Source organism: Brevibacillus sp. NRS-1366, assembly GCF_050467985.1.
In genome coordinates this window covers 1-16,517 of sequence record NZ_JBITPN010000040.1, presented here as the reverse complement: position 1 = coordinate 16,517, position 16,517 = coordinate 1, and the positions used below count along the sequence as shown (strand labels likewise).

Genomic DNA, 16,517 nt, shown 5'->3' with positions numbered 1-16,517 from the left:
TGAAAGCTACTCCAACAATATACTGCATTTTTAGTAATATTAAAGACAATTTAAGTAAGTTTAATTATGTTTTATTCGAATATCAAATTATGTTAAAGGAAATAAATTTTAAACCTTCATCAGATGAAGTATTCCTCCAGCAAGAAAAACTATGCAAATCTGGAGAATTCCTCTACACTTACAAGTAATGGAATTGGTAAGTAATGGTTGCCAGAAGGGGAGTGGCAGCGTGCACAATAAACATAGGCCGGAGATTTTCATCGGATCATCAGTAGAAGGTCTCCCCGTCGCCTACGAAATTCAAGCCGCACTCGAGCATGAGGCCGATTGCATCGTCTGGCCGCAGGGTGTATTCGACCCCAGCAGTGTCACATTGCACGATTTGATCGCTATGACCAGGCAGGTGGACTTTGCTGTTTTTGTTTTTACGCCGGACGACCTTACCAGATACAGAGCACAGGAAGTCAAAACAGTCCGTGACAATGTGCTGTTTGAATTTGGCCTTTTCACAGGTAAACTGGGAATCGAGCGCGTATTCTTCATGACACCCCGTCATGTCCATGGATTGCATCTTCCCACAGACCTTCTCGGGATTGCTCCCATTACCTACGAGCACACGACAGATCCATCGCTTTTTCCGGCCAAAATCGGTACTGCCTGTCATCATATTCGCCGCCAGCTCCAGAAGCACGGACTGCTGCAACAAGGCTTGTCCGAAAAAGAGTTGCAAGGATATGTTCGGAGTTTGGAGTCTCATGCCAGGTTCCTCCTCTCGACGATAGAATCGAGTGATCAGATGATACCTCGCATCCATGCCGTCCTCGGCGCTCTCCACAACGAATTTTACCCGTTGGCTGATTTTCGTGTAAAAGGGACGACTCTCTTTCAATTAACAGAAGACGGTAGGGCCTTGAAACAAATTGGTTGCTCGGGGGCAATAAAAGACCATGCAAAAACGTATTTTTTGGAATACAATGTAAGTAATACCCATCCTCGAAGCTATGTAGTCGACTCCTTCTTGACCAACAAGAAAGTCATTTCGTACACGGGGAAAAAGTATGGGAATGAAAAAGAGCTGATCCTCAGTTTTACTGTCGCCAAAATATTTGTTTTCACGATCCATTTGTTAGCAAAAGATGTCCCGATGGAGCTAAATGATATAGCAGAACAGCTGATCCGCACCAATGAAGATCTTTTCTATTACTTTGAAACCATATTAGAAAGGGGAACAATGCCATGCCATCTCGAAAACCGCATGCCCACATGACCGTATCCGGCCACGTAAGGCCTGTTTCCAGACATGTAGCCAGGCAAGTCTGGCGCTCCCTCTTGGCACAACGTGCGAGAAAGGTGCATGGTCATATCCCTTCCCTCCAGGGCTTTATTTATCACGATGGTCCTTCCGTGCTTGATTCCGAAGAAGGGATTATCGTGATTGCTACAAAAGAAGCCGGTTTTAAAAGGCCGAGGTATATTGGATAAAAAAAAGAGCTGTCCATCCGTCATCTGATCGGGGACAGCTCTTTTCTGTTTTACTTGCTTTGGCGGTACTCTTCGGGAGACACGCCTACAATAGAGCGAAAATCACGGATAAAATGGGAGTGATCGTAATAGCCGAGTCCAATGGATAGATCCAGCCAATCTCTCACTGTTCCCTGATCGATTCGTTCTGCCGCTTCATGGAGACGGTAGCGCTGAATGACTGATTTTGGGCTTACCCCTACATAACGCTCAAACAATCTCTGCATCGTCCGCATATTCATACCGGATATGCGAACAGCATCCTCTACCTTTAGAATCGATCGGTTTTCTTGGATCATCTTTACGATCCCGCTGACCAGCGCTGTATTCGGGTCGCGCTCTGGCAAGTGTGCAGATAGAAATGCCTCCACATGACTCACCATTTTCGTATCATCGGGCTGATTTAATATCTCGTTTTCGAGCGGTGCCGTCTCGACGCCAAATACGTCCTCCAGACTGATCGAGCCACCCGTTAGCGAGGAAACTGGTGCCTGCAGGAACGGATAAAAGCCGCCGGGCTTGAATTTAACGCCAACGACCCTGCCTTGTTCTTGCAACACGTGGGAAGAAGTCGTTTTCGCCACTCCAAAGATGCCGGTTGCCCCTTTTTCAAATACGAGATTGATATTGGGATGTGCCAGTACCGTCTGCGAATAAGGCGGTTCACCACGCAAATCCCATCTGACGATCCAGTAATGCTGTACAAAATATCTGTTTTCCGCAGAAGGTTGAAATCTTAGGAGGGAGAACTTTTTTTCTCCGATCAACGCATGCAGAACGCCCTTTGGAAACTTGACTGCTATTTTTTCCATGCCTGGCCCCCTGTCGTGTTTTTACAATACGACCATCCATTTTCTGTTTATACTTAGAGTAGTTGTTGAAAGAAACGTTTTCAATTCCAAATCTAACAAAAACGGGAGGCACAATCATGGATCTTCGTTACGATTTCTATATCGCAGCCAAGCCGGAGGATGTCTGGCATGCTTTAGTCTCAGATGAGGGTGTCTCGAATATTTTTTTCGGCTGTACCATTCGCTCTACTTTTCAAGTAGGTGACGAGCTGGCTTATGTGGGCCCTGGAAACGACGGCGACCAAACGGTACATGTATACGGTAAGCTGCTGGAGTTTGAACCAAATCGAGTCATCAGCTACCTCGAGCATCCTGGTCCGTCCTATTATGAAAACCATGCTGACCTAAAGACGCGTGTCACCATTACCCTAGAGCCCGTCGGCAAATGCACGAAGCTAGTGCTCATCAACGACCAATGGCAAGCTGATCATCCTTCTCACGCTAATGCGAGCAAACACTGGCCGATGATTCTCTCCAATCTCAAAACCTATGCGGAAACGGGTAAAACACTGGATTTTGGATTTTGATTCCCTGTTAGGCAATAATGACTCAAGCAAAAAGCGGGAACAAGGAGCGTATCCGGTCAGCCTCCAAACATGGCTGCCGGATCACATCCTCTCCCCGCTTTTTTATTTACAAGCCCATTTTCTTGTCTACTCCGTTTTGCTCGCCCACTTCAAATCAATAAATCCGAGTCCATCTACCTGTACATCTTTTACTTTGTCGCTTTGCACCCATACATCTACATCCGTAAATAGCGGAATGACAGGCATTGCATCCATGAAAATCTGTTCAGCCTGGGCAAACAGCTCTTTGCGTTTCTCCGGATTCCCCTCTAATGCCGATTGCTTCAGGAGTTCCTGGTACCGCGCATCTTCCCAGCCGGTGTCATTCGTCCCCGTATTCGCGTCACGGAACATCTCCAAATAATTGATCGGGTCATTAAAATCTGCATTCCAGCCGAGACGACCAATCTCATATTTCAACTCGTGCAGGTCCTGCAAATGAACTTTGAATTCTTTGTTTGCAAGCTTCACATCAATCCCCAACCCTTTTTTCCACTGATCCTGCAAGGCTTCTGCAATTTTCGTGTGTCGATCTGCCGTATTGTAGGACAGAGTAATTGGAGGCAGCTTCGTCAGCCCCAGCTCAGCCATCCCTTCTGCCAGTAACTGTTTAGCTGTATCGACATCGTTATCCTTGAAGTAGCCTTCCGGTTTCACAATCATGGACTGCGGAAGCATTCCCATCGTAGGTACCTGTCCTACCTGCGTAATGTTGTCTACGATGATTTGACGATTGACGGCATAAGCCAGTGCTTTGCGAATTTTGGCATTAGCGAGCGGCCCTTTGGTCGTGTTAATTTTGTACCAATACATGGTTGCTTTTGGATGAATGACCAGCTTCCCTGATTCCTTTATCGCCGGAATCGCATCCACTGGCAATCCGCCGAGCGGCTGACCTGCCCAATCCAGCTCATCATTTTCAAACATGGACAAAGCCGTACTATCGTCCTCGATCATGGCGAATTCAATTCGATCCAGTTTGACCGCATCTTTATCCCAGTAATTTTCGTTCTTTTCCAGAACAATTTTGCTCTTGTGCTTCCATTCTGTCATTTTGAAGGGGCCATTCCCTACATGCGTGGCCGCTTCAAATGCCCATTTTGGATTAGCTTCCACCGCTTTTTTGGACACGGGATAATACGTGTAAAAAGCCGTCAGCTCCAGAAAGAAGGGCGTAGGATTCTCTAGCGTGACCTCGAGTGTCTTGTCGTCCAGCGCTTTTACTCCGAGCTCATCTGCCTTGGCCTTTCCTTTGTGGACATTCTCTGCATTCTTGATGTAATACAATTGATAAGCGTACTCTGCTGCGAGCGCCGGGTCGAGTACACGCTTCCAGGCAAATTCAAAGTCTTGGGCGGTTACTGGGTCCCCGTTGCTCCATTTTGAATCTCTCAGTGTGAAGGTATAAATGCGATTATCTTCCGACACCTTTACATCTGATGCGACCGAATTCATTGGTTTCGAATCCTTGTCGAGACGGGTCAGGCCGTCAAATGCAGCGCGGACGACGGTTCCAGAAGTCGCATCCTTGGCTAATCCCGGATCAGCTGTAGACGGCTCACTCGTCAGATTTGCCCGGAATACTTGGGGCTTCTTGGATTCTACCACCTTGGCTCCCGAATCAACTGAGCTCGGTGCCGTAGTCTGTCCCCCTCCTGAACAAGCTGCCAGGATACTTCCTGAAATAATAATCATCGCGGTAATGATAGAAATTTTCTGTCTCATTCAAATGTTCCCCCTTATCAAATATTTTCTATCGCCACCACAATATACTCGACAAAAATGGACTTGAGAATGGGGTTTGCTAAGATTTAATTTAATTTTATGAATATTTATTCTATTATAAAGGAAAATAAACCCAACCAGCCAAGGCGGCAGATTGGGTTTATTTGATCTATCAATTGTTTTTACATTAAAACGCTGGCATAATCGCGCCTTTGTAAGTGTCTTCAATGAATTTTTTCACTTCTGGAGAGTTCAATTCCTTCGCCAGTTTTTGCATCGCTTCGGAATCTTTGTTGTCAGGACGCGCTACCAGGAAGTTCGCATACGGGGACTCTTTGTCTTCGATGAACAGAGCGTCTTTAGTAGGTACCAATTTAGCTTCCAGTGCATAGTTGGTGTTGATCAGCGCCAAGTCTACTTCGTCCAGAACGCGCGGCAGCATCGCAGCTTCTACTTCTTTGAATTTCAGGTTTTTCTTGTTTTCCACGATATCTTTCACAGAGCCGCTGATCCCTACGCCATCTTTCAGCTTGATTACGCCGTTTTTCTCGAGGAGAGCCAGTGCACGGCCGTTGTTGGTGTCATCGTTTGGCAGAGCAATCGTTGCACCATCAACTAACTCGTCAGCACTTTTGATTTTTTTGGAGTAAGCGCCAAATGGTTCAACGTGCACCGCTACCACTGGCACCAGATCCATATTTTGAGCTTTATTGAAATCTTCTAGGTAAGGTTTATGCTGGAAATAGTTTCCATCAAGTTGTTTTTCGTTTACTTGGATATTCGGTTGCACGTAATCGGTAAATTCTTTGATTTCCAAGTTTACACCTTGTTCTTTCAGCTTAGGCTGAACGAATTTCAGGATTTCTGCGTGCGGTACAGCAGAAGCACCGATTTTCAGCGTCACTTCTTGTTGTCCGCCTTGCGCGTTGCCGTCTGTAGCTGGAGCGGTTTCTGTTTTGCCTCCGCAAGCAGCCAAAGAAAATGCCAATACAGTAGTAAGTACAGATACGACTAGTTTCTTCACAGTAGATTTCCCCCTTTTTTTGTAAACCAGTTTAAAACGATATATGGAAAGACCTTACTTGCGGCTGTATTTGAGAACCAGGCGGTCTCCCAGCGATTGCAAGATCTGCACCAACACAAGCAAAATAATAACCGTTACAATCATGACATCCGTCTGGAAACGCTGGTATCCATAGCGAATAGCCAGGTCACCCAAACCACCGCCGCCAATTACGCCTGACATCGCCGTGTAGGACACGAGCGCTACCGTCGTAATGGTAATGCCTGCAATCAGACCAGAACGAGACTCCGGCAGAAGCACGTTCCACACGATTTGCCAATTGGACGCACCCATCGACTGCGCTGCCTCGGTTACCCCGCGATCTACTTCACGCAGAGACGTTTCTACCAAGCGGGCAAAGAAAGGTGCAGCCCCGATGACCAACGGCGGGATGGAACCAAGTACACCAAGTGATGTACCCACGATTGCTTTGGTAACAGGGATCAATAAAATCATCAAAATGATAAAGGGAACCGAACGCAGGACGTTTACGATAAAAGATGCCACCATATAAAAACCGCGGTTCGCAAGGAGCTGCCCCCTGGAAGTGAGAAAGAGGATCACACCCAGCGGCAGACCAATCAGGACTGTAAACAAAGTAGAAAAGCCAAGCATGGAGAGGGTGTCTACGGTTCCAATGCCGATCTCAGACCAGTCGACATTTTTCATTTGCAACCATTCCATCTATATCACCTCCACTTCAAGGCCGCTTTGTCGCAGCTTCTCGATCGTCTGTTTGTTCTGCTCGGCATCGCCTTCGAGCTCGACGACCAGCTGACCATACGGCGTATCTTTCATGCGGGAAATCGTCCCTTGCAGGATGCTGAATACGGTACCTGTTTCTTGCATCGTCTGGAACAAAATCGGCTTATACGTCTGTTCTCCCAAAAAGGTGACGCGAGCAATAGTACGATTGCCTGAGGCTTTCTCATGGGCAACCGCTTCTCGCAGCTCATTGGAATCTGCCACCTGCTCCACAAATTCCTGTGTAGTCGGATGCTTCGGTTTGAGGAATACTTCGAGTACTTTCCCTTCCTCGACGATCAGTCCACCGTCAATTACCCCTACGCGGTCACAAATCGAGCGGATGACCTGCATCTCATGCGTAATCAGGACGATGGTCAATCCCAGCTTGCGGTTGATGTCGAGCAGCAGAGCCAAAATGGAATTGGTCGTCTGCGGGTCAAGCGCGGATGTCGCTTCGTCGCATAGCAATACTTTGGGGGCGTTCGCCAAGGCGCGGGCAATCCCTACGCGCTGCTTTTGCCCCCCTGAAAGCTGTGCCGGATATTTGTCGCGATGAGCTTCCAGCCCTACCAGCTTCAGCAAATCATCTACTTTTTGTTTGATCTCGGCCTTTGGTCGTTTCGCCAGCTTGAGAGGAAACGCAACATTCTCTCCAACAGTCGCAGAGGACAGCAGATTGAAGTGTTGAAAAATCATCCCGACATGACGACGCTGCTCCTGCAGTTTGCGGTCATCCAGTTTGGTCAGATCCACGCCATCAACGATGACTTCCCCCGAGGTTGGTCGTTCCAACAGGTTCATGCAACGGATTAATGTACTTTTTCCTGCACCGGAATGTCCAATAATCCCATATATTTCTCCCTTATCTATAGAGAGGTCTATTCCGAGCAACGCTGGAATTTTTTCACCGTTTACTAAGTAGCTTTTATGCAAATTGCGCAGTTGAATCAAACAATTCCACCTCCTATAAAAAAACCACTATCGATGCCTGCTCACGAGGAGCGACCGCGTTTTAGTGGAAGGTTTTTATGCGCTCCGGGAAGTTTAAGCAAGGATGCTTTCACACTGTGAAGTACTTAAACTTTCCTATGCGTTAAAAAAACACGATCCACTAAAACAACGGACCCCTTTTTCATCAAACGAAAAAGGGGCTGCAACGCATGTATACGTTCGCATCCACCCTTCTCATCTATCAAGATCCAATCAATCTTGTAGGAATTGGCACCGCTCTCGTCTATTCGAAAATAGACCGGTTGCCGGGCTTCATAGGGCCTGTCCCTCCGCCTCTCTTGATAAGAAAGATATCCACGTATATTATGTTCGGTTTACATATTTTCGTGATACAAGTCGGATTATATCGCTTTTGAAAATAGTAAGTCAATAGTAATAGTAGGTAAAAACTTTTTTCTAATCCATCAGGGGTCGACATCAAGCGATTGGAGGTTGTTTGGCACTCTAAAAAAAACAGCACGCTCAATTTGGCGTGCTGTTAGACGTTTCTTCGATTGGCTGCATGGCCTCTGCAGTAGCAGGCTGGAGCTTTTCTTGAATAAAGGATTGTACTTGATCTACATCTGGGATCAGAACCGATCCTGCCTTGTGGGATTCATGGAACATGCCCATCGGCGGCAGTTGGTAGTTACCTGGTGCTTGTGTATTCAAATTCAGTCCGAGAGCAGATAGCTTCAGCATATCCATCGAGCCGATGTTGGTTTGTACATATGGTGTAATTTCTTTTAGAATGTTCGGCAATTGAATCAGAGTTGTACCGCTCTTCATCTGACTCGCTACAGCAGCCATCAATTTACGCTGCCGCTCTGTGCGCGTATAATCTGAAGTAGCGTCGTGACGAAAACGAACGTACTGCAAAGCCTTGTTCCCGTCTAACTGCTGCAACCCTTTTTTGAGATTAATATCGTAGACGCCCTTGTCTGTTGGATCGTGGTAGTACATGTTTTTCTCCACATCCAGCTCCACACCGCCTACTGCATCAATCAATGCCTTGAAGCCTTCAAAATCTGTAATGACATAGCGATCAACAGGCAAACCTGTAAACTGACTAACGGTTTTCATCGCCAGCTCAGGTCCTCCGTCTACAATCGCTGAATTGATTCGTGAACTGCCATTTCCCGGAATGTCCACATAGGTATCCCGCAAAATAGAGAATAGATCATAGCGCTTTGTTACCGGATCAATACTGACCACCATCATAGAGTCCGAACGAGGGAGTCCGTTATTTTTCATTCCCCGGCGGTCTACCCCCATCAACAGGATATTGACCCGTTCTTTGCCATCCCACTGAGGAATTTCAGCCGCTTTTGTCGCTGCCCCACCATCCGGCAAAGCTGGCGTAAAGATATTGGGCCCTTGAATGTTTTGTGCAAATTGATAAAAGGAATATCCGTAGTATCCTGCTGTTGATGCAATCACAACTAACATCAGGAGCAACACTCGTTTCCATATTCGCATAAAAACTACTCCACCTTATTGTCTTTTGTATCTGATGTGAACTCCATCCATCTCTCCACATTGTTTAGTATACTCGAAACTGGACAAAGTGGAGCAGCCTTTATTTGGGTAGCGGCACTTATTAAACTTATACATTTACAATGTTTTTAATATTCGTTATACTATTTGCAAACTTATTTTAAGGGGTGAGTTATTGTGATTTCCCCAGCCTCCCTGCTGAATCGTTATCCACGGGAAGCGCTATTTTTCCTGGTTGCCAGCTTCATCAACTCTTCCGGCAGCGCATTTATGTGGCCCCTTACTACCCTTTATGTACATACTGTTTTGCAACGCTCCATGACCGAAGCCGGATTTGTGCTGATGGTCCAATCACTGGCTGGGATCGTGGGACAATTCGTCGGTGGATCACTTTTTCATCGGCTCGGTGCCAAGCGACTCATCGTTGGTGCCTTGCTCATTCAGGGACTCATTCAGTTGTCCATTCCCCTCGTTTCTAGTTGGCCTGTCTATTTGGCACTGATGACGGGTCTTGGTTTCACTTTCAACCTTTCTTTTCCGGCTATTCAGGCATTTATTGGTTTTCGCTGGAGGGAGCAGCGGCGTGAATTGTTTAACATTGTTTATGTTGGCAATAATTTAGGGATGGCCATCGGTACCTCTTTGGCAGGTGTGATTGCCACTTTTTCCTTCCAGCTTACCTTTTTGTTCAATAGTGGGAGTACACTTCTTTTCGCATTGTTCTTCTTCCTTTTTATGAAGAATATCTCTCATCGAGAACTTGTTGGGGAAACATCGGCAGAGGCGCAAAAACGCGGGCAGGGTACGAATACATTCGCGCTTTTGCTCCGATATCAACTGTATTTTTTCATGGCCTTGGGCGGTGCTTTTATCTTTTTTGCCAATACGGTTTGGAATACAGGCGTCGCCCCTTACATTACTGAGCAAGGCATGCCGCTTTCCTCTTATAGCTGGCTGTGGACGATCAACGGGATCATTATTTTTGCTGGTCAGCCCATTACGACCTGGTTAAAACGCATTCTGCGGCAAAATCTGTCTGCCCAGCTCGTCGCCAGTGCGGTTCTCTACGCGTTAGGATTCGGTTTCATCCTGTTGTACCACGGCAGCTATTCCGCTTTTGTCATCGGGATGATCATTACGACGTTTGGAGAAATGCTGATCTCTCCCACTATTCCTACCTTTATCACGGAGAGAACCGGGGAGTCTGCACCGTTTTATTTGGGCGTAGTAGGCGCTATTACTACAGTAGGTCGTTTACTCGGGCCACTCGCGATGGGCTTCATGTACGATCAGGGAGGTGTGGAGCCCACTCTGGTGCTGGCGACAATCGTCTCCTTTGCTGCCGTAATCTTGTGTATGCTCCATTCCTTTTTCCAGCGTGAAAAAAAGGGGCAGCAGCACGCAGGGACGTTTTGATATCGGGAAAAAACGGGGCAGAACAAAAAATGAAAAAGTGTAAAACCTCTCGGAAAGTTGCTTTTGGGGAGGAGAGAAAAAAGCAGAAAACGCTCCAGATTCTTGGGCCTCCCGCTGTGGGTCACCCTGGGCAGCTCCATTCCAAAAACGAAACCGCGTCCAAAGTAGACGACCCCAGAAGTAGCTCAGGGGTGGACGCTTAAAAACGTGTTTCGTTTTTTCCATTGCGCTTCGGTCGGCGTCCCAAAGATCTTGCGCTTATTTCTGCTTTTTTCTCTTACCAGCGTTGCTCTATTTTCGAAGATATTCATGAAATTATAAGAAAACCCCTATCGAGGCATCTTCAAAGAGGAGGACCGCGTTTTAGCGGAAGGTTATTCTTGCTGAACCAGGACGCAGATACGGAGAAGTTTAGGCTTTCTGATTCAATTAGAAAAAGCTGCCGAGATTTCCTCGACAGCTCCCTCTTCCCTTCCCATTCATATCACAGGCGGGCATGTGAGCGACTTCCCGTTCGCTTCTAAACCTAGCCCCAATATGTACGGAACAGCAACATGGCTCCACGCTTCTGGATTCGGTGCAGCAGCTACTTCATCTGGCGAACATGACCGAAGCATGGAAGTATCAATACTGCCGCCCGGATCGAGGGCGACCGCTGCCATTCCCTGGGGCAATTCCGCAGCGAGCGACTGGGTCAAGCCTTCAATCGCAAATTTGGAAGCGCAGTAGGGTGCGAGCATCGCCTCTCCATATCTGCCCCAATAAGAGCTAATATTCACCATAATTCCCCCGCGCGCACGTTCAACCATATACGGTAAAAAAGCTCGAATGACATGGAAAACTCCGTTCACATTCACGTTCATAACCATCGCAAACTCACTCGGTGCCAGGTCAATGACAGCACGATTTTGATTCACGATAGAAGCATTATTAATAAGCAGATCTGGAACACCGACCTCTGCATAGACGTGCTTTGCCCATTTTTCTACCTGCCGCATATCTGCTACGTCGACTACTTGAAGTCATGCTTATCTCCGAACTGGCTGCATAGCCGCAGTACTTCTTCCTCAGAACGTCCGCAGCCTGCCACCGTCCATCCCGCTTCATGAAAGCGATCTACCATTGCCCTGCCCAATCCCCTCGTCACACCTGTAATGACAACAAGCCTGTTCATACTCATCCCCCCAATTTATTAAAAAAAGCCCTCTTTCCACAATAAGGGAAAGGAGGACTTCACTACCCACTCTCTATGATTCGCCCTGTTGCTTTAAAATGGCAGCTCAGGGAGCTGATACCACTCACCAGCCATCCATTCACGCGCTTTCCAACGCAGGACATCGGGTCGAACCAGTGGCATGATCTCACGAAAAAGCTCGACGCGTTCGATGTCGGTCATCGGGACAAACGTATTTGCGGCAGCCAGATCAGCCTCCAGCTCCTCCATTTTACTGACACCCAGAATGGAGGTCGCCACAGGCAGGCTCCACGTATAGCGCAAGGCTTCTTCTGTCCAAGGCGCCAATTTTCCTAGCCCCATTACCTTCATACCGATCACGGCGACCCCCTTTTCTACCGCTTGGGGAACAAAATCGTGAGCGAAGCTGTAAATAAAGTGGTCAAGCGCAGAGAGAGCTACCAATGCACTGTCAAACGGGTACCGGCGAATGGCCTCTGCCAAAAGACGCGGATCGGTATGTGCGCTAATGCTGATTTTACGAATGAGTCCTTGCTCCTTTGCTTCGAGCAAGGCTTCCAGTGCGCCTCCCTTGGCAAAAATGGCTTCCAAATCGTGCGGCTGCATGATGTTGTGCATTCGCCATTCATTGACATAGTCGGTCTGGAGACGCTTCAAGCTGCCTTCCAAATCTCTGAGTGCCAGATCGCGCGTCCGGCCACCTGTCTTGGTAGCAATCCACACCTTGTCACGCAAGCCCGCAAGTCCAAGACCTACACGTGTCTCCGACTGACCATCACTGTAGCTAGGTGCGGTATCAAAATAGTTGACGCCTGCCTCCAACGCGCGGCGAATGATGGCTATCGCCTCGTCCTCCGTGCAGTCATGCTCATCCACAATGCGCTGGGCACCGAACCCTAGCAGTGAGACCTGATGCGGGTCTCGACCAAACGGACGGGTCTGCATCCTGATTTGTTCCCCTTTCATTCTACAAATAAGACGCCCGTTTCCGAGCGTCCTGGTGTAGATTCCATTCTCTTATTTGTACTGTTCGTATGCGCTGGTCAGCAGATTGGAGATCGTTTGCAGATCGTTATTTTCGATCTGATGACGCTCAATCATGGTCATGATCTTGCCGTCTTTCATGATAGCAAAAGAAGGGGAAGACGGTGCATAGCCTTCGAAGTACTCACGAGCTTTTGCAGTAGCTTCTTTGTCTTGTCCAGCAAATACAGTGAAAATGTGGTCAGGCTTTGTAGAGTGGTTCAACGAATGAACAACAGCCGGACGAGCAAGACCTGCCGCGCAACCACAAACGGAGTTTACGACAACCAGTGCCAAGCCTTCTTGGTTAGGCAGTGTTTGCTCTACTTCTTCTGCTGTGCGAAGTTCTTGGAAACCGTTGCGCGTCAACTCATCACGCATCGGTTGGATCACTTGACTCATATATGCTTCATAAGACATCATTGGGCAACCTCTCCTTTGTCTAACGCATTTCCAATACCTATATTATACCCCGTTTATGTCCATTGGAGAATGAGGAAGTAGCAATATCCTACACTTCCATCAAAATGGTAAGGATCATTGGATTACGGCCTGTTTTCTCGTAAATAAACGGCTTGATGACTTCGTTGATTTGCGATTTCAACTCGGACCACTCTTTGATTTTCTTCTCCAGCGCTTCCTGCAGGCGTTGACGAACGAGCATGGTCGCTTCCTGGATGAGGGATTCAGATCCGCGCACATAGACAAATCCGCGGCTGACGATGTCTGGACCCGTCAGGATCTTGAAGTTTTTCATATCCAGGCTGACTACCACCACCATCAGGCCATCTTCGGCCAAGTGCTTGCGGTCGCGCAAAACAATATTTCCGACGTCGCCTACACCACTGCCATCAATCAAGACAATTCCCGCTTGGACTTTGCCGAGCCACGCTTTTTCACGGTTGCAGTTGAGTACATCGCCGTTGTCCATGATAAAGATGTTGCTCTCTTCAATCCCTACCTGCTGAGCAAGCTTGGAGTGAGTCTTCAGCATCCGGTATTCCCCATGGATCGGAATGAAGTACTTCGGACGAATAAAGTTGAGCATCAGCTTCAGTTCTTCACTGCTTCCGTGGCCGGAGGCATGAATGTCAAATACATGGCTCAGTACGACATTGGCTCCTGCACGATACAGCTTGTCAATTGTCCGGCTCACATTAATCGTGTTGCCAGGGATCGGGGAAGCGGAGATGATCACGGTGTCTTCCGGATAGATCGAAACCGTGCGGTGCGAACCGGATGCGATCCTCGTCAGAGCAGCCATTGGTTCCCCCTGGCTTCCCGTGCAAATGATCAGCACTTGGTTGTCCGTGTAGTTGTCGATGTGCTTGATGTCGATCAGCATGCCCTCCGGCATCTGGATGTAGCCCAATTCTTGTCCAATTAAAAATACCTTTTCCATACTGCGACCGATAACCGCTACTTTCCGGTTGCACTGCTCGGCAGCGTCAACTACTTGCTGCAGACGGTGCACATTGGAGGCAAAAGTAGCGAGAATAATGCGGCCTCGCGCTTTGCGGACAACATCGAGGATCCCTTCGCCTACTGTTCGTTCCGACATGGTATAACCGTAACGTTCGCTGTTGGTACTGTCAGAGAGCAGTGCCAACACATCTCCACTTGCACCGAGTTTTGCAATTTTCCCGTACTCCGTTGTTTGTCCCACTGGTGTCATATCGAATTTGAAGTCACCCGTATGAATGACCATCCCCTCTGGCGTATGCAGAACAACGCCAAAGGAATCAGGAATACTGTGGTTAGTGCGGAAGAAAGTCGCCTTCAACCGGTTGAAGGGAATTTCCGTGTCTTCCGAAATCGGAATCAGCTTTACATCATTTTGCATCTTGTGCTCTTCCAGCTTCGCCTTGACCAAGCCCAGGGTCAGGCGACCACCGTAGATTGGCACTTTGATTTGGCGCAAAATATAAGGAATCGCCCCAATATGATCCTCATGTCCGTGCGTCAACAAAAGTGCTTTGATTTTATGCTGGTTGTCCACCAAATACGAAACATCGGGGATAACCAAATCAATGCCGAACATTTCATTCTCAGGGAATTTGACCCCGCAATCAATCATGATGATTTCATCTTCATACTCGACGCAGTACATATTTTTTCCGATCTCGCCGAGGCCGCCCATCGCGAAAATCTTAACGTCGCTCAATCTCTTTCCTCCTAACTTCATCGTGCATGATTTTGGGAACCCGAACCAAGCATGCCATTCTTATTGTAACACAACGCGAGGCGTTCGTTTCATCCAGTCTTACAATCTGCAGTTATTGCGTAATCGCTTCTTGCAAACAAAGTTTTTACGGTTCTCGTTGATTGGAAAATTGTACCTAATTGTAAGTGCGAAAAGCAAGTTGATTGGCGGGCACCCTATCTTTACACCAACACGATACCCGCTGAAAAAGGGAGGTGCCTTATACTGATTTTCGCCAATTTCCCGCGGATTCACTCTAGCTTGTCTGTCATGGTTGCCATTCTCCTGACCATAACATTCGCCACTCCCACAGATGCCCAGCCCCCTTATGCAAAATGGGGACGGATTGCCATGCAAGAAACGAAACAAAAATATCCCCATGAACAGATCGTGGATTACCTGCACGTGGGGCGCATACAGAAAACGCCCACCACGTCAGAGGAGACGTTCAAGCTTTTGCTCCAGGAGGGCAATCGCAGGCGGGCGCTACTCGTTCATATTGAATTTGAAAGCCGAACGGAAAAAGTGGTGCGCATCTCGTTCGAGGAGACCCGCGTCTAGTCTGCTAGATCTACCATCTCTTTCATCATTTGCTCCATGTCCATATCGGCTGCCATGCCGTACGCGCGACGCATGTTTCCGTCTCCATCGACGAGGAACATGCGAGCGGTGTGGGCAATGGTTCCGTCTGGTTGCTTCAGGACTGCGATACCAAAGTCTTTGGTCACTTTTTCTACTGCCTGTGCATCTCCACGCAGGAACTTCCAACCACTCTGATCCGCCTTGAATTTGTCCGCGTATTGTTGCAAGACCTCGGACGTATCAAAATCCGGATCAAATGTGATTGAAACGAATTCTACCTTATTTCCAAACAAACTCTTTTCCTTCAACTGATCCTGCAGTTTGGACATGTTGTAGGTAGTAGCCGGACAAATATCCGGGCAATTGGTAAACATAAACTCCACCAAGCGCACCTTACCCTTGCCTTCTGAAAACGTAAACGATGATCCGTTACTATTGTCCAAAGTAAAGTCCTGGATCGGTTTCATAACGGGAATCTGTTCTTTTGATAGGTAATTGTAGCCAAAGACCCCGACAATCGCCAAAACAATAATCCCTGCCAACACAGTAAACCAGTGCTTTTGCAGCGCTGACCCCTGCTGTTGTTGTGCTCCTTCACTCACGATTTACTTCCTCCCCTGCTTATCCAAGCATTTTTCTCTATACATCCTACCGAGCGAGTGAAAAGGAACTCATCCTCTTACAGTTCTTTTTCTCCTGGCCATGCGAGCATTCCGCCAACCATGTTCGCAACGTCATAACCTTGCTCACTCAAATACTCTGTCGCCATATTGCTGCGCGCACCGCTGCGGCATACCATGACAATCGGAATGTCTTTATCCAGCTCATCCAGGCGATGCGGCAAAAAACCAAGTGGAATCAGCTTTGCCTGTTTAATGTGGCCTGCGTTCCATTCGTCTACTTCTCGTACATCAATGACTTGTACGTTCTCGTTTGCCGCAAGCTTTGCAAGCAGCTCTTGAGGGGTAATTTCTTTTATGCTATTGCTCATCGTCATTTATCCTCCTATATGTACATTACAACAGTCGTTATCATCTCCCATCATATCATACGGACCTCGTCATTTCTAACGGGGTGGACAGCTTGAAAATGAACTTACAGAGACAAAATTGTGACAAGTGAACTACCCTCCACCTAC

At 47.6% G+C, this 16,517-nt stretch carries 16 protein-coding genes, 1 pseudogene and 1 riboswitch; of the genes and pseudogenes, 5 read left to right on the top strand and 12 right to left on the bottom strand.

Features of this window, described 5'->3' with window-relative positions; genetic code table 11:
• Positions 1-229 precede the first annotated feature (229 nt).
• Together ACIFQN_RS25910 and ACIFQN_RS25905 are read left to right on the top strand one after the other, a co-directional pair.
• Positions 230-1,267: a nucleotide-binding protein gene (locus ACIFQN_RS25910; protein WP_429835922.1), complete on the top strand. Its 1,038-nt coding sequence runs from the start codon at positions 230-232 to the stop codon at positions 1,265-1,267.
• Positions 1,237-1,482 (top strand): hypothetical protein, encoded by a 246-nt coding sequence (locus tag ACIFQN_RS25905; protein ID WP_429835921.1) that lies wholly within the window; start codon positions 1,237-1,239, stop codon positions 1,480-1,482. The genes ACIFQN_RS25910 and ACIFQN_RS25905 overlap by 31 nt, the downstream gene beginning before the upstream one ends.
• A 50-nt stretch (positions 1,483-1,532) precedes the next feature.
• Here the strand turns inward: ACIFQN_RS25905 and ACIFQN_RS25900 are convergent, their stop codons facing one another.
• The gene (locus ACIFQN_RS25900; protein WP_429835920.1) at positions 1,533-2,333 is read right to left on the bottom strand and encodes an AraC family transcriptional regulator; all 801 of its coding nucleotides are present in this window, start codon (positions 2,331-2,333) and stop codon (positions 1,533-1,535) included.
• A gap of 116 nt (positions 2,334-2,449) precedes the next feature.
• Here ACIFQN_RS25900 and ACIFQN_RS25895 point away from each other — a divergent pair, with 116 nt between their 5' ends.
• Positions 2,450-2,899 carry an SRPBCC family protein gene (locus tag ACIFQN_RS25895; RefSeq protein WP_429835919.1) on the top strand — a complete coding sequence of 150 codons (450 nt, stop codon included), beginning with the start codon at positions 2,450-2,452 and terminating at the stop codon, positions 2,897-2,899.
• Positions 2,900-3,025: 126 nt separating this feature from the next.
• Here the strand turns inward: ACIFQN_RS25895 and ACIFQN_RS25890 are convergent, their stop codons facing one another.
• From ACIFQN_RS25890 to ACIFQN_RS25870, 5 genes are all read right to left on the bottom strand, one after another.
• Positions 3,026-4,663, bottom strand: a complete 1,638-nt coding sequence (locus ACIFQN_RS25890; RefSeq protein WP_429835918.1) for a peptide ABC transporter substrate-binding protein — start codon at positions 4,661-4,663, stop codon at positions 3,026-3,028.
• 187 nt (positions 4,664-4,850) lie between these two features.
• The gene (locus ACIFQN_RS25885) at positions 4,851-5,687 is read right to left on the bottom strand and encodes a MetQ/NlpA family ABC transporter substrate-binding protein (protein WP_429835917.1); all 837 of its coding nucleotides are present in this window, start codon (positions 5,685-5,687) and stop codon (positions 4,851-4,853) included.
• Positions 5,688-5,741: 54 nt separating this feature from the next.
• On the bottom strand, positions 5,742-6,410 hold the full coding sequence (locus ACIFQN_RS25880; protein ID WP_429835916.1) for a methionine ABC transporter permease: 669 nt from the start codon (positions 6,408-6,410) through the stop codon (positions 5,742-5,744).
• Positions 6,411-7,424: a methionine ABC transporter ATP-binding protein gene (locus ACIFQN_RS25875; protein ID WP_429835915.1), complete on the bottom strand. Its 1,014-nt coding sequence runs from the start codon at positions 7,422-7,424 to the stop codon at positions 6,411-6,413.
• Between the two features lie 231 nt (positions 7,425-7,655).
• Positions 7,656-7,772, bottom strand: a riboswitch (SAM riboswitch).
• A 174-nt stretch (positions 7,773-7,946) separates the two neighbouring features.
• On the bottom strand, positions 7,947-8,942 hold the full coding sequence (locus ACIFQN_RS25870; protein ID WP_429835914.1) for an LCP family protein: 996 nt from the start codon (positions 8,940-8,942) through the stop codon (positions 7,947-7,949).
• Between the two features lie 195 nt (positions 8,943-9,137).
• Here ACIFQN_RS25870 and ACIFQN_RS25865 point away from each other — a divergent pair, with 195 nt between their 5' ends.
• Entirely contained in the window at positions 9,138-10,376 is a 1,239-nt protein-coding gene (locus ACIFQN_RS25865; RefSeq protein ID WP_429835913.1) for an MFS transporter, read from the top strand.
• Between the two features lie 479 nt (positions 10,377-10,855).
• Here ACIFQN_RS25865 and ACIFQN_RS25860 read toward each other — a convergent pair.
• From ACIFQN_RS25860 to rnjA, 4 genes and pseudogenes are all read right to left on the bottom strand, one after another.
• Positions 10,856-11,550 (bottom strand): annotated as a pseudogene (locus tag ACIFQN_RS25860) (SDR family oxidoreductase).
• 93 nt (positions 11,551-11,643) lie between these two features.
• Positions 11,644-12,516, bottom strand: coding sequence for an aldo/keto reductase (locus ACIFQN_RS25855; RefSeq protein ID WP_429835912.1), 873 nt, complete (start codon positions 12,514-12,516; stop codon positions 11,644-11,646).
• Between the two features lie 72 nt (positions 12,517-12,588).
• Positions 12,589-13,017, bottom strand: coding sequence for a BrxA/BrxB family bacilliredoxin (locus tag ACIFQN_RS25850; protein ID WP_429835911.1), 429 nt, complete (start codon positions 13,015-13,017; stop codon positions 12,589-12,591).
• Between the two features lie 88 nt (positions 13,018-13,105).
• Positions 13,106-14,779 (bottom strand): ribonuclease J1, encoded by a 1,674-nt coding sequence (gene rnjA / locus ACIFQN_RS25845; protein WP_429835910.1) that lies wholly within the window; start codon positions 14,777-14,779, stop codon positions 13,106-13,108.
• Positions 14,780-15,067: 288 nt separating this feature from the next.
• On the opposite strand from rnjA, the gene ACIFQN_RS25840 reads away from it, so the two are divergent.
• Positions 15,068-15,358 carry a YqzG/YhdC family protein gene (locus ACIFQN_RS25840; RefSeq protein ID WP_429835975.1) on the top strand — a complete coding sequence of 97 codons (291 nt, stop codon included), beginning with the start codon at positions 15,068-15,070 and terminating at the stop codon, positions 15,356-15,358.
• Here the strand turns inward: ACIFQN_RS25840 and ACIFQN_RS25835 are convergent.
• Together ACIFQN_RS25835 and ACIFQN_RS25830 are read right to left on the bottom strand one after the other, a co-directional pair.
• Complete coding sequence (locus tag ACIFQN_RS25835) at positions 15,355-15,981, bottom strand: SCO family protein (RefSeq protein WP_429835909.1); 627 nt, start codon at positions 15,979-15,981, stop codon at positions 15,355-15,357. The two genes, ACIFQN_RS25840 and ACIFQN_RS25835, sit on opposite strands and share 4 nt — an antisense overlap.
• Positions 15,982-16,058: 77 nt before the next feature.
• A complete protein-coding gene (locus tag ACIFQN_RS25830) occupies positions 16,059-16,370 on the bottom strand; it encodes a rhodanese-like domain-containing protein (RefSeq protein ID WP_429835908.1) in 312 nt (103 codons plus the stop codon).
• Positions 16,371-16,517: the final 147 nt, after the last annotated feature.

Excerpts from the sequence above, each read along its gene's own strand:
- ACIFQN_RS25905 (WP_429835921.1), top strand. The coding sequence starts at position 1,237 with ATGCCATCTCGAAAACCGCATGCCCACATGACCGTATCCGGCCACGTA.
- ACIFQN_RS25900 (WP_429835920.1), bottom strand. The coding sequence starts at position 2,333 with ATGGAAAAAATAGCAGTCAAGTTTCCAAAGGGCGTTCTGCATGCGTTG.
- ACIFQN_RS25895 (WP_429835919.1), top strand. The coding sequence starts at position 2,450 with ATGGATCTTCGTTACGATTTCTATATCGCAGCCAAGCCGGAGGATGTC.
- ACIFQN_RS25890 (WP_429835918.1), bottom strand. The coding sequence starts at position 4,663 with ATGAGACAGAAAATTTCTATCATTACCGCGATGATTATTATTTCAGGA.
- ACIFQN_RS25880 (WP_429835916.1), bottom strand. The coding sequence starts at position 6,410 with ATGGAATGGTTGCAAATGAAAAATGTCGACTGGTCTGAGATCGGCATT.
- ACIFQN_RS25870 (WP_429835914.1), bottom strand. The coding sequence starts at position 8,942 with ATGCGAATATGGAAACGAGTGTTGCTCCTGATGTTAGTTGTGATTGCA.
- ACIFQN_RS25855 (WP_429835912.1), bottom strand. The coding sequence starts at position 12,516 with ATGCAGACCCGTCCGTTTGGTCGAGACCCGCATCAGGTCTCACTGCTA.
- ACIFQN_RS25850 (WP_429835911.1), bottom strand. The coding sequence starts at position 13,017 with ATGATGTCTTATGAAGCATATATGAGTCAAGTGATCCAACCGATGCGT.
- rnjA (WP_429835910.1), bottom strand. The coding sequence starts at position 14,779 with ATGAAGTTAGGAGGAAAGAGATTGAGCGACGTTAAGATTTTCGCGATG.
- ACIFQN_RS25840 (WP_429835975.1), top strand. The coding sequence starts at position 15,068 with ATGGTTGCCATTCTCCTGACCATAACATTCGCCACTCCCACAGATGCC.
- ACIFQN_RS25830 (WP_429835908.1), bottom strand. The coding sequence starts at position 16,370 with ATGAGCAATAGCATAAAAGAAATTACCCCTCAAGAGCTGCTTGCAAAG.